Annotated in this window: 12 protein-coding genes; 6 read left to right on the top strand and 6 right to left on the bottom strand. The window is 70.7% G+C overall.

Annotated elements, in window-relative coordinates:
* Positions 1–3: 3 nt before the first annotated feature.
* From IE107_RS15400 to IE107_RS15390, 3 genes are read left to right on the top strand one after another with little or no spacing between them, the layout of a single operon-like run.
* The gene (locus IE107_RS15400; RefSeq protein WP_189544307.1) at positions 4–1,191 is read left to right on the top strand and encodes a JmjC domain-containing protein; all 1,188 of its coding nucleotides are present in this window, start codon (positions 4–6) and stop codon (positions 1,189–1,191) included.
* Positions 1,192–1,229: 38 nt separating this feature from the next.
* Positions 1,230–2,096 (top strand): aldo/keto reductase, encoded by an 867-nt coding sequence (locus IE107_RS15395; protein ID WP_229866936.1) that lies wholly within the window; start codon positions 1,230–1,232, stop codon positions 2,094–2,096.
* Entirely contained in the window at positions 2,077–2,922 is an 846-nt protein-coding gene (locus IE107_RS15390) for an aminoglycoside phosphotransferase family protein (RefSeq protein ID WP_189544305.1), read from the top strand. Before IE107_RS15395 ends, IE107_RS15390 begins: the two co-directional genes overlap by 20 nt.
* Positions 2,923–3,066: 144 nt before the next feature.
* On the opposite strand, the gene gdhA is transcribed toward IE107_RS15390, so the two are convergent.
* Both gdhA and IE107_RS15380 read right to left on the bottom strand, forming a co-directional pair.
* Positions 3,067–4,446 (bottom strand): NADP-specific glutamate dehydrogenase, encoded by a 1,380-nt coding sequence (gene gdhA, locus IE107_RS15385; protein WP_189544304.1) that lies wholly within the window; start codon positions 4,444–4,446, stop codon positions 3,067–3,069.
* Positions 4,447–4,659: 213 nt separating this feature from the next.
* Positions 4,660–4,827, bottom strand: a complete 168-nt coding sequence (locus IE107_RS15380) for a hypothetical protein (RefSeq protein ID WP_189544303.1) — start codon at positions 4,825–4,827, stop codon at positions 4,660–4,662.
* A gap of 224 nt (positions 4,828–5,051) precedes the next feature.
* Here IE107_RS15380 and IE107_RS15375 point away from each other — a divergent pair, with 224 nt between their 5' ends.
* Complete coding sequence (locus tag IE107_RS15375; protein ID WP_189544347.1) at positions 5,052–6,617, top strand: DUF8823 domain-containing protein; 1,566 nt, start codon at positions 5,052–5,054, stop codon at positions 6,615–6,617.
* A gap of 88 nt (positions 6,618–6,705) precedes the next feature.
* Here IE107_RS15375 and IE107_RS15370 read toward each other — a convergent pair whose 3' ends face one another.
* Complete coding sequence (locus IE107_RS15370) at positions 6,706–7,218, bottom strand: hypothetical protein (protein ID WP_189544302.1); 513 nt, start codon at positions 7,216–7,218, stop codon at positions 6,706–6,708.
* An 84-nt stretch (positions 7,219–7,302) separates the two neighbouring features.
* Here IE107_RS15370 and IE107_RS15365 point away from each other — a divergent pair, with 84 nt between their 5' ends.
* Positions 7,303–7,926 carry an RDD family protein gene (locus IE107_RS15365; protein ID WP_308434226.1) on the top strand — a complete coding sequence of 208 codons (624 nt, stop codon included), beginning with the start codon at positions 7,303–7,305 and terminating at the stop codon, positions 7,924–7,926.
* Between the two features lie 173 nt (positions 7,927–8,099).
* On the opposite strand, the gene IE107_RS15360 is transcribed toward IE107_RS15365, so the two are convergent.
* Both IE107_RS15360 and IE107_RS15355 read right to left on the bottom strand, forming a co-directional pair.
* The gene (locus IE107_RS15360; RefSeq protein ID WP_189544301.1) at positions 8,100–9,362 is read right to left on the bottom strand and encodes a L,D-transpeptidase; all 1,263 of its coding nucleotides are present in this window, start codon (positions 9,360–9,362) and stop codon (positions 8,100–8,102) included.
* A gap of 278 nt (positions 9,363–9,640) precedes the next feature.
* Positions 9,641–10,039 carry a hypothetical protein gene (locus IE107_RS15355; RefSeq protein ID WP_229866935.1) on the bottom strand — a complete coding sequence of 133 codons (399 nt, stop codon included), beginning with the start codon at positions 10,037–10,039 and terminating at the stop codon, positions 9,641–9,643.
* Between the two features lie 107 nt (positions 10,040–10,146).
* Here IE107_RS15355 and IE107_RS15350 point away from each other — a divergent pair, with 107 nt between their 5' ends.
* Positions 10,147–10,434 (top strand): hypothetical protein, encoded by a 288-nt coding sequence (locus IE107_RS15350; RefSeq protein WP_189544300.1) that lies wholly within the window; start codon positions 10,147–10,149, stop codon positions 10,432–10,434.
* Positions 10,435–10,487: 53 nt separating this feature from the next.
* On the opposite strand, the gene hutH is transcribed toward IE107_RS15350, so the two are convergent.
* Entirely contained in the window at positions 10,488–12,038 is a 1,551-nt protein-coding gene (gene hutH / locus IE107_RS15345; RefSeq protein ID WP_189544299.1) for a histidine ammonia-lyase, read from the bottom strand.
* Positions 12,039–12,079: the final 41 nt, after the last annotated feature.

Raw genomic sequence — 12,079 nt, 5'->3', positions numbered from 1 at the left:
ACGATGCTTGATGCTGCCTCGTGGGCGGGGCGTCTGGGTGGGGACTCGTTCCTCGCCCAGACGTACAACCGCTCCTATGCTCACTTTCCCGACGCCACTGACACAACAGGGCTCTTCTCCTGGGACGATCTGAACCGGATCATCGCCACCCAACGGCTGGAGCCGCCCCGGCTCCGGCTGTCGGTGGACGGCGAGATGATCCCCGTTCACCGCTACGCGGTTCCGACGACGAACCGGCGCGCATCGACCTGGTCTCGCATCCAGCCGGCCGAACTGCACACTCAGCTCAAGGACGGAGCCTCGCTGGTCCTGGACTCAATCGAGAAGATCCATCCGCCCATCGGGGCGGCTGCCGAGGGCCTGGAACGCTTCCTCGGCACCCCCGTACAGGTCAACGCCTATGCCTCGTGGACCGAGCGGGAGGGCTTTGGCCTCCACTGGGACGACCACGATGTCGTCGTGGTCCAGGTGCACGGATTCAAGCGATGGCGACTGTACGGGACCACCCGGGAGGCTCCCACCTTCCGCGATGTCGAATCGCCGGAGGAACCCGAGGGCGACCCGGTGGCGGACATCGTGCTGGCGCCCGGTGACGTGCTGTACACGCCTCGCGGCTGGTGGCACGCGGTCACCGCCGACCAAGGGACGGAGTCCCTGCACCTGACATTCGGTCTCGTCTCCCACACAGGTGCCGACCTACTCCACTGGGTCGTGGACCAGCTCCGGTCGGTCCTCGCGCTGCGCAAGGACATTCCACGGTTCGCCGCCCTGCCTGACCAGTCCGATTTCATCGCCGCACTCCGCCGGGAACTGCTGGATGAACTGGCGAGCCCCCGCCTGGTGGAGCGGTGGGCGGAGTCGATCGACACTACGCACCACGGACATGCGATTCCCTCGCTGCCCTACGTGGACGGGCTTCCCGCCCGGCCCGAGATCACGGTTCGGGTGACCACGCCGAGGGGCCGTCTGGTGGAGAACCGTGGGCAGGGCACGGTCACGTTCTCGGCGGCGGGTACCGCCTGGGACTTCGCGGATTCCGCCGCGCCGGTTCTGCGCACACTGTGCCTGGGGCGGCCGACCGCACTGGGCGATCTCGCCGAGTCCGCCGGGCTACCTGTGGAGGACGTTGCCGGGCTGGTATCTCTCCTCGTCGAGGGCCAGGTCGTCGCCGTCGTGGGAGCCGGCCTGTGACGGCAGCCCTGGCGCTGGGGACGTACCGGGTCCGAGACGTGCGGGAAGCGGCCCGCACCGCGCTGCGGGCCGGAGCGCCCTGGATCGACACCGCACCGAACTACGTCGACGGGATGGCACATCACCAACTCGGCCCGGTTCTGCGGGAGTACCACGGCGCTACCAGGGTGGCCACCAAAGTGGGCTTCCTCGGACGCGGATCGGCGCGAGCCGCCTTGGCGCTCGGCCTGATCACGAAAGAGGACGCTGCCGCCGGGCACTGTCTCAACCCGCGGTTCGTCCGCTACCAGGTGGAAGAAGCCGTGGCCCTGCTCGGCCGCGTGGACCTGGTATCCGTCCACAATCCTGAGCGTGCCGACTACCCCATGGGGCGTACGGTGCTGCATCAGCGTCTCCGGGAGGCGTTCATCGTCCTTGAGGAGCTCGTTCAGCTCCGTCGGATCGGCGGGTACGGGGTGGCCACTTGGTCGGGCCTGCACGAGGGCGCATTCACCGTCCATGAACTGGTTGCCCTTGCCGCAGAAGCAGCAGGTTCCGGGACGCACCACCTGATCGGCCTCCAGATGCCGGTCAGCCTGATTATGGATACGCCCATCAGGCAGGCGCTCAACGGCGGCGGCCCCTTGGCCCAGGCACAGGACTCCGGATTGATCACGTTCGGCTCCGCGCCTCTGCACGGCGGCGAATTGCTGGATGCCATGACTCCCGAGCTCGTGGACCTGATCCGTCCCGGTCTGTCGGCCGGTGCCGCTGCCGTACTGGCTGCCGCGTCCTGCCCGGGCCTGGACGTCGTGCTTACCTCGGCCAGCAGCCGCTACCACTGGAACGATGCCGAAAGGGCTCTGACCTCGCCCCTCACCCCCGACCAGCTCAGGAGGCTGACCGATGAACTCGCCACCGGATGAGGCCACCCGCTCCCTGATGATGGCCGCCCATGCACACGCCGCCGAGGCGGTGGGGCTGACCTGCACGGGTCCGCCGGTGTGGGGCTTCGCGGGCTTCACGCTCGGTCGTCGGTCCGGCCCGTACTGGCTGCGGGTCAGTCGCAGCCTGGCCAAGAACGCCGGGCGCAAGCACGGGCAGGGGATCGTCGGAGCCGATCTCCTGGTGCCGCGCGACGTGCCCCGCCCGGCCCTCCGTGGAAGCTACGACTGGGTCGAAGACACACACTCCTTCGAGGCCGAGGTACTGGATCTGGTGCCACACCCCGTTATCTCGGCCCAGCGCCCGGACCTGGTCCGCAACCCTGCTCTACCCGAAAGATGGTGGGAGTTGCTGCGGCGCTCCCTGGGTCTCCTGGCGGGGGTGGAAGGGGCCCGGGAAACGGTTCGGGACGAGTGGATCGCGCGGGCCTTTCCCCAGTTCCTCGGCATCCCCGCCCCTCCCGAGGTCGCACGCGTCACCGGCCATGGTGACCTCCACTGGGGCAATCTCACCGAGATGCCACTGACCATCCTCGACTGGGAACGCTGGGGCCGCGTCCCTCTTGGCTACGACCCCGGTCTCCTCCACGCGTACAGCCTCGGTGTACCGCTCGTGGCCGCGCGCATCCGCATGCAGTTCGCCGATGTACTCGACACCCCCGAGGGTCGCACCGGCGAGCTGGCGGCGCTCGCCGAAATGCTCCAGGCCGTGGCGCGCGGCTTCTACGCCTCACTCGCCCCGCTTCTCCTGGCCCGGGCGGAGGAGCTGACCGGGGTTCGGCCACCTGCGCCACGGCTGGCAGGATGACTGTCCGGCGGTTCCGCCCTGTGAGCGTGCCGAGCGGTACGGGCGGTGCGTTGCGTGCCGGCTGACGTCATGTCGGCCGCCCGGCATGACAGCGGCCCGGCCGCTCAAGACGGCCGGGCCACGGTGGTGTTCAGGGGTGCCGGGTCAGATCAGGCCCTGTGCCAGCATCGCATCGGCGACGAGTTCGAAGCCGGCGATGTTGGCGCCGACCACGTAGTTGCCGGGGCTGCCGTAGCGCTCCGCGGTGGTGTAGCAGGAGTCGTGGATGTGGCGCATGATCTCCGCGAGGCGCTCCTCGGTGTGGGCGAAGGTCCAGGAGTCCCGGGAGGCGTTCTGCTGCATCTCCAAGGCGCTGGTCGCCACGCCGCCCGCGTTGGCCGCCTTGCCGGGGGCGAAGGCGACGCCCGCCTCCTGGAAGACGCGTACGGCCTCCGGTGTGGTGGGCATGTTGGCACCCTCGGCGACCGCCTTCACGCCGTTGCGCACCAGGGCCACGGCGTCGGCCTCGTGGAGTTCGTTCTGGGTGGCGCAGGGCAGGGCCACGTCGCAGGGGACGTTCCAGACGCCGGTGCCGGGGACGTACTTGACGTGCTCGCCGCGACGTTCCGCGTACTCGGAGACGCGGCCGCGGCCGGCCTCCTTGACCTCCTTGAGGAGGGCGAGGTCGATGCCCTTCTCGTCCACGATGTAGCCGGAGGAGTCGGAGCACGTCACCACGGTCGCGCCGAGCTGCTGGGCCTTCTCGATCGCGTAGATCGCGACATTGCCCGAGCCCGATACGACGATGCGCTGGCCGTCGAGGGACTCGCCCCGGCTGCGGAGCATCTCGGCGGTGAACATGACGCAGCCGTAGCCGGTCGCCTCGGTGCGTGCCTGGGCGCCGCCCCAGCCGAGGCCCTTTCCGGTCAGTACGCCGGACTCGTAGCGGTTGGTGATCCGCTTGTACTGGCCGAACAGATAGCCGATCTCCCGGCCGCCGACGCCGATGTCACCGGCGGGGACGTCGGTGTACTCGCCGAGGTGGCGGTGGAGCTCGGTCATGAACGACTGGCAGAACCGCATGATCTCGGCGTCCGAGCGGCCCTTGGGGTCGAAGTCCGCGCCGCCCTTGCCGCCGCCGATGGGCATGCCGGTGAGCGCGTTCTTGAAGATCTGCTCGAAGCCGAGGAACTTCACGATGCCGAGGTTGACCGAGGGGTGGAAACGGAGCCCGCCCTTGTACGGTCCGAGCGAGCTGCTGAACTCGACCCGGAAGCCGCGGTTCACATGGATGTCGCCGGAGTCGTCGGACCACGGCACCCGGAAGATGAGCTGGCGCTCGGGCTCGCAGACGCGCTCGATGATCTTGGCGTCCACGAACTCGGGACGCTTCGCGAGGACCGGGCCGAGGGTCTCCAGGACCTCCCGGACCGCCTGGTGGAACTCCTTCTCGCCCTGGTTGCGCCGGAGGATCTCGGCGTACAGCGGCTCGATGACGCGGTTCTCGGTGGCGTGCGGGGTTACGGAATCAGGGGTGGCCTGCATATGGGGTCAAGACCTTCCGTCGATGGGCATCGCGCGCGAAGGCGCCCCCGTCCCAGGGGGCGCCAGCGGTCCCCCCTCCCCATTGAGGGCGTCGCCCAGACATCGCACGCTCTGCGGCTCACGGAAGCGACGTACAGAACCGTTGTGGCGTATGTATTCTCCCAGCCTCTCCGGAGGTTCGTTCAAGTGGACCCGCGTAATGGGGCCCGATCCCTACGGCCGGGCCTCGCGGCGCAGCATCCACAACCCCGCCCCGGACGCGAGGACGACCAGCCCGGAGACCACGCTCAGCGCGATGTGCAGACCGTTGTCCTCCATCAGGTTGAGCGAGACGTTCGCGACGATCGCAGCGCAGAGCACGATCCAGAGCAGTGCTTTCATGGGATTCCTCCGTGTCCGGGTGATGCGTCCATTCTGGTGGCCGGATGCGGTCGCCACGAGGGGCCGGTCCCCCGGCTCCATGGTGTAGCCGGCTACACCACGAAGCGGTGCGTAGGGTTTGCCGGGTGCGGATCAGCGAGAGCACCGGGGCGCGCGACGGGGAACACCACAGGCAGGACGCGCGGGGCTCCACCGCAGCGGACCCGGGCTCGGCGCGGTGGTGGGTGCCGGGTGTCGCCGTGCTCGTCGTCGTGCCGCTGTACGTGCTGTGGGCGCGGGTGCTGGCCACCGGCGGCGGTGATCTGGCGGCGCAGCTCGCCTGGGCCGGCTTCGCCTTCCGGCATCCGGGGTCCGCGTACAACCTCTCCTGGTACGGAGGGATGCACACCGCCAACTACAGCCTGCTGACGCCACCGCTCATGGCGGTGTTCGGGGTGCGGGCGGTGACGGTCGCCGCGGGGCTCTGCGGGTCGTGGGCGCTGGGGCGGCTCTGTGTGGTCGGCGGGGTGCGGTGGCCGGTCGCGGTCGCGGTGCTGGGCTCGCTGACGCTCTGGTGCAATGTCGCTTCCGGACGCACCACGTTCGCGGTGGGCGTCGCGATCGGGCTGGTCGCGCTGCTGTGCGTACGGCGCGGTACGGGCATGGCGGCCGGGTGCGCGGCGGCCTGCGCGGCGCTGGCGACGGCGGCGAGTCCGGTGGCGGGGCTGTTCCTGGTGGTGGCGGGCGCGGCGTACGGGCTGGGCCGGCAGTGGCGGCGCGCGGCCGTGCTCGTCGTGCCGCCGTTCGTGGTGGTGGCCGCGACGACGCTGGCGTTCCCGTTCACCGGCGAACAGCCGATGGCGGCGCGCAGCCTGTGGACGCCGTTGGCGGCCTGCGCGGTTCTGTGGTTCGCGGCGCCGCGCGAGGGCGGCTGGCGGGTGGTCCGGTTCGCGGGCGTGGTGTACGCGGCCGGCGTCGTCCTGACCTTCCTGATCCCCTCCCCCATCGGGACGAACGTGGAGCGGCTGGTGGGGCTGGCCGGACCGCCGGTGCTGCTGGCGGCGCTGCTGACCGTGCTGCCGAGGTGGGCGCGGGGCGGTACGGCGGTGCGGGTGCAGGCCGTGCTGCTCGCCGGGACGCTGGTGTACAACTCCGGCTGGCTGATCAACAAGACCGATGACGACCTGCGGGTGTCCGGTTCCGTGCCCGCCTGGGCGGAACACACCGACGGTGTGGTGGCCGAGCTGCGGCGGCTCGGTGCCGAGCGGATGCGGGTGGAGGTCGTACCGGCCCGCAACCACCGCGAGGCGACGGTGCTCGCGCCGTACCTGAACATGGCGCGCGGCTGGAACCGGCAGCTCGACGTGGCGCGCGGACGGCTGTTCTACGAGGGGAAGCCGACCCCGGCGGCGTACCGGGCCTGGCTGGACCGGTGGGCCGTGGGCCTCGTCGTGCTGCACAACGGCAGGCCGGACGGGCCGGCCGAGGCGGAGGCCGCGATCGTCCGGCGCGACGCCGACTGGCTGGAGCCGGTGTGGCAGGACGCGCAGTGGCGGATCTACCGGGTACGTGACGCCGTACCGCTGGTCTCCGCGCCGGGCACCGTCGTCCGCGGGGACGATGCCTCCCTGGTGGTACGGATGCCCGCGGCCGGGTCGGTGACGGTCCGGATCGCCTACTCGCCGTGGTTGCGGGCGGACGGCGGCGGGTGTCTGCGGCAGGACGGCGAGTGGACGCGGCTGACGGTGGCGCGGGGCGGGGAGTACCGGCTCGATTCGCCCTATCGGCTGTGGCCGTTCGGGTCCTGCTGATGGGGCCCACGGACGGGGCGGGCGGCACTTCGCGGGTACGGGACGGGCACGGGCAGGGCACGGCACGGGACGGGCACCCGCACGGGGATCAGTCGGTGACGCCGAGGTCCTGGCGCATCAGCTCCCGCATCGTGTCGAGGCACGGGTCGGCCGCCTTCAGGTGCTCCAGGGCCTGCTCGACGTTCTCGCCGTCGCGGGCGACGCCCCGGTCGAGGCGTTTGACGGTGGCGTCCCCGGCGGCGAGCACCCGGTTGAGGTCGCGGGACGCCTGCAGTATCCGTTCGGGGACGATCATCTGCGCCTCGGCGTAGCGGTCGCGGTGGTCGAGGCGGGCCTCTTCGAGCTGGGTGCGTTCCTGGTCCGTGTAGACACCGTCGCGGAGCCGGTGCAGGGCGTCCTTGAGGAGGGTGTGGAACTGCCGGGAGGCCCGGTTCATGGCCGTGTACTGGGTGCGCCGCTCCTCGAACTTCCGCCGCTCGTCGGCCAGTCGGGCCTCCTCGGCGCGCTGGCGTGCGGTCAGCCGCTGCGCGAACACCGGGGCGAGGAGGGTGCCGAGCACTCCGACTACTGCGGTGATCATGGCGGTGATGGCGGCGGTCATGGCTGCGAGCGTAATGCGGGGCGAGAGGTGGTGTGAGTGCGGTTCCCGGGCCCACGGTGACGATGCATCAGACATGATGCTGTCATGACAATTCCACGGGGTGAGGGGCATGCCCGGAATGCCGCCGGACCACCTCTGCCGACGGCTCGCGCGGCCCTCCCGCCCTCGCCCGGGTACCACGCCGAACCGCGCTCGGCGCGCGTACCGCCGCGTGCGGGCGACATGCGCCGCTATCTCGCCGTCGGCCTCGACTGCTACCTCTGCCTGCTCACCGCCGGTCTGGTCGCCCGGCCGCACGTGGACACGGCCCGGGTGACCGAGGCGGTCGGCCTGCTGCTCGGTCCGACGCTCGCGTTCTCGTTCCTCAACCAGGTCGCCCTCACCGCGCTCACCGGGGCCGGCCTGGGCAAGCTGATCATGGGGATACGGGTGGTCAGGCTGCCCGACGCCGGGCGCCCGGGCCCCTGGCTGCTGCTGCGGCGCTGGCTCTACGGGCTGTGCCGACTGCCGCTGCAACCCTGGTACGGACTGCGCTCGTTGCTCCCGGACCCCGGTACCCCGCCCCGCACCACGCTCTGGAGCAGCGGGAGCAGGGAGAACGGCGGGAGCAGGGGGAACGGCAGGCCGCACACCGATCCACTGGGGCTGCGCCAGGTCCGCCACAGCGACCTCGCCGCCCACCGGGCCGCCACGGCCACCCACCGCTGAGACCGGGACCGGATCGCCGCAGCGCGCCCCCGAAGGCATACGAACGCCGGAGGCGGCGGCACCGCGGATCCGAGGGGATCCGGGTGCCGCCGCCTCCGTACGGGGGTCCGGGGACCGGTCGTCGCCGGGTGCGAACACCGGCGGCTCGCGCCGGGACGGCGCGTGGGGTGGGCTCAGCCCTGGGAGCCCGCCGTCCACTCCGCCCAGCTCATGTTCCAGCCGTTGAGACCGTTGTCGGGGGTGATGGTCCGGTCCGGGGAGTTCTTGACGATGACCACGTCGCCGACCATGGAGTTGTTGTAGAACCACGCGGCGGGCTGGTTGGCGTCGCCCGCGCCCTTCACATCGGCGAGGCCGACGCAGCCGTGGCTGGTGTTGGCGCTGCCGAAGATCGACCGCGCGCCCCAGTAGTTGCCGTGGAGGAAGGTGCCCGAGGTGGACAGCCGCATGGCGTGCGGCACGTCCTTGATGTCGTACTCGCCCTTGCCGTCGGAGTCGGTGAAGCCGACCGTCGCACCGTTCATCCGGGTCTCCTTGAACTTCTCGGAGATCACCATCTGCCCGTTGTACGTGGGGTTGTCGGGGGAGCCGGCAGAGATCGGGATGGTCTTGATCGTCTTGCCGTCCCGGGTGACGGTCATCATCTTCGTGTTGGCGTCGACCGTCGAGACCTGGTTGCGGCCGACCTTGAAGGTGACCGTCTTCTGCTGCACTCCGAAGACGCCGTCCGCGCCCTCGACGCCGTCCAGCGCGAGCTTCAGCGTGACGGTGGAGCCGCTCTGCCAGTACTGCTCGGGACGCAGGTCGAGACGCTGGGAGTTGAACCAGTGGCCGACGACCTGCTGACCGCTGCTGGACGTCACGGTGATACCGGCCTCGACGGCCTTCTTGTCCGTGATCGCCTTGTTGAAATTGATCGAGACGGGCATGCCGACGCCGACCGTGGAGCCGTCCTCGGGGGTGAAGTTCCCGATGAAGCTGTTGGCGGGCGAGACGGTGGTGAAGGAGGAGTTCTCGTGCGCCTCGCGGCCCTTGGAGTCCTTCGCCGTCGCGCTGATCTTGTACGTGGTCGAGCGCTCCAGCTGGACGTCCGGCTTCCAGCTCTTGCCGTCGGCGGCGAGCGTGCCCTTGACCGCGGCTCCGGCCGTCGTGGTCATGGTGACCTCGGACAGCGTGCCCTTGGCGACGGTGACCTTCGCGTCGTTGTTGATGCTCGCGTTGGTCGCGCCGTTCTTCGGCGAGATCGTTATCTGTGCTTCCGACGCGTCCTGGGCTGCCGCCTTGTCGACCTCGGACGCCTGCGACTTCTTCGAGCCCTCGGCACTGCTGTCGCCGCTGTCGTTGCAGCCGGTGAGCACCAGAACACCGCCGAGCAGTGCGGACGCGGCCATCAGGCCCCTGCGCCGCTTGCTGTCCGTCATCACACGCTTCTCCATCGTTGCCGAATCCCCAAAAACCCCGAGCAGAGCCGCCGATCGGCGGAACCCGTCAATGGTCCTAGAACCCATGGAAAGGGTCCTCAGTTCCCCATCCAAGAAAGATGTGGGGAACAACACTCATCGACGCGTCCGCGGTTGCGGTGGTTCCCGACACCGATCACGTAAGGGCGACCGGCGGACGACACCGGCCCCGGCCCGCGTGCGAAGCGCGGTCCGGGGCCGGTGTTCACCAGCTGCTGGTCCCGCCGCTCGCGGCGACGTGACCGTCGTCGTCCTCACCCATTGTGCGGGACGCCGGCACCTCCCCCTGCGCCGTCCTCGTCCTCGACGTCCTCGACGTCCGCACCGTCGTCCTCGTCGTCGAAGTCCCAGGCGTCCGGGTCGTCCGGGTCGTAGTCGACGATCTCGCTGCTCCAGGACGCCTGGGTGAGCTCGACCCCGGGCACCTCGCCGACCAGGTCGAACGGGTCGACGAGGGAGGCGAGGGCCTCCGCTCCGTCCTCCCGTACGGCGCCCTCGGCGCGCACGCGCTCCTCGGCGAACTCGCCGCCCGGCTCCCCGTACTCGGCGGCGATCGACTCCAGGGCGGTACCGCTGAGGGCGTCGGGGTCCGTGATCTCCAGCACCATTTCGACTCGAAGCCGAACATAACGTGATGACTCAGAAGTGCTCATGTGCCGGAGCGTAAGCTCCCCGTGCTCCCGGCTTTCCCGCGACCCGCTGCTTTCACTAGCATCGGCGCACATGCCTAACTCACAGCTGTGACAAGGGGGATCGTTCCGTGGTCGTCGCTCGCCGCCCGCTCCTGACCGCCACCGCCGCGGCCACGTTGCTGGCCGCCCTGTGGTTCGTACCGTCCGCCAACGCGACGGACGATCCGGCCGGCGCACCAGGCGCACGGAGCGAACCGGCCACCACCGCCGAGGACTCCGCGGCCGGCCCGAAGCTGGCCGACACCGGGACCGGGGTCGACACCACCCCGTATCTGATCGGCGGAGTGGCGTTCCTGGGCATCGGTGCGGCGTTCGTCTCCCACTCCGCCCGCCGCACCGGCACCCTGTCCGCCTAGCCCCGCCGCACCGGCACCCTGTCCGCCTAGCCCCGCCGGACAGGGCAATGCGCCTAGGCGAGCGGGCCGGTCACCGGCTCGACCGCCGCGACCAGCTTGCCCGCGCGCACGAACGCGTCCGCCGCGGCCAGGTCCGGCGACAGGAAGCGGTCCGGGCCCGGCCCCTGGACCCCCGCCGCCCGCAGCGCCTTGATGGCGGCCTGCGAGGCGGGCGCGGGGGTGAGGCCCCCGGCGGCGCGCAGCTCGATGGCGCGGGTCGCCGCGTAGAGCTCCACGGCGACGATCCGGGCGAGGTTGTCGACGGCGGTACGGAGCTTGCGCGCCGCCGACCAGCCCATGGAGACGTGGTCCTCCTGCATCGCGGAGGACGGGATCGAGTCGGCCGAGGCGGGCACCGCGAGCCGCTTCATCTCACTGACCAGGGCGGCCTGGGTGTACTGGGCGATCATCAGCCCGGAGTCCACCCCGGCGTCGTCGGCGAGGAACGGCGGCAGTCCGTGCGAACGGTTCTTGTCCAGCAGCCGGTCGGTGCGGCGCTCGGTGATGGAGCCGAGGTCCGCGGCGACGATCGCCAGGAAGTCGAGTACGTACGCGACGGGGGCGCCGTGGAAGTTGCCGTTGGACTCGACCCGGCCGTCGGGCAGGACGACGGGGTTGTCGACGGCGGAGGCCAGCTCGCGGTCCGCGACGATCCCGGCGTAGTCGAGGGTGTCGCGGCCCGCGCCGTTGACCTGGGGGGCGCAGCGCACCGAGTACGCGTCCTGCACGCGGGGCGCGTCGTCCTGGTGGTGGCCGGTGAGGCCGGATCCGGCGAGGACCCGCAGCATGTTGTCGGCGCTGACGCCCTGGCCCGGGTGCGGGCGGATGGCGTGCAGCTCCGGGGCGAGCACCTTGTCCGTGCCGAGCAGCGCCTCCAGGGAGAGGGCGGCGGTGATGTCGGCGGAGGTGTAGAGGTTCTTCAGGTCGGCCAGGGCCATCACGAGCATGCCGAGCATGCCGTCGGTGCCGTTGAGGAGGGCGAGGCCTTCCTTCTCGCGCAGCTCGACCGGGGTGATGCCGTGGGCGGCGAGCAGTTCGCCGGCGGGGCGCACGGTGCCGTCGGGGCCCTCCGCGTCGCCCTCGCCCATCAGTGTCAGGGCGCAGTGGGAGAGCGGGGCCAGGTCGCCGGAGCAGCCGAGCGAGCCGTACTCGTGGACGACGGGCGTGATGCCCGCGTTGAGGACGTCGGCCATGGTCTGCGCGACCTCGGGGCGTACGCCGGTGCGCCCGGAGGCGACCGTCTTCAGCCGCAGGAACATCAGGGCGCGGACAACCTCGCGCTCGACGCGCGGCCCCATGCCGGCGGCGTGCGAGCGGACGATGTTGCGCTGGAGCTGGGCGCGGAGGTCCTGGCTGATGTGCCGGGTGGCCAGCGCGCCGAATCCGGTGGAGACGCCGTAGACCGGCTCGGGCTTGGCGGCGAGCGCGTCCACGATCTCGCGGGCGGCGGCGAGCGCGTCGACGGCGGCGGCGGAGAGCTCGACGCGGGCGTTGCCGCGGGCCACGGCGATGACGTCCTGAGCGGTGGTGCCGGACGTCCCCACCACGACTGTATGCATATCCATATTCAGAAGCGTACGGACTGAATCCCTTCATGTCACTAGTG

It is taken from the genome of Streptomyces gelaticus, from assembly GCF_014649535.1.
GTDB classification, from domain to species: Bacteria; Actinomycetota; Actinomycetes; order Streptomycetales; family Streptomycetaceae; genus Streptomyces; species Streptomyces gelaticus.
Note: the sequence above shows the minus strand (reverse complement) of the source record. Positions and strands in the feature narration are given on the sequence as shown.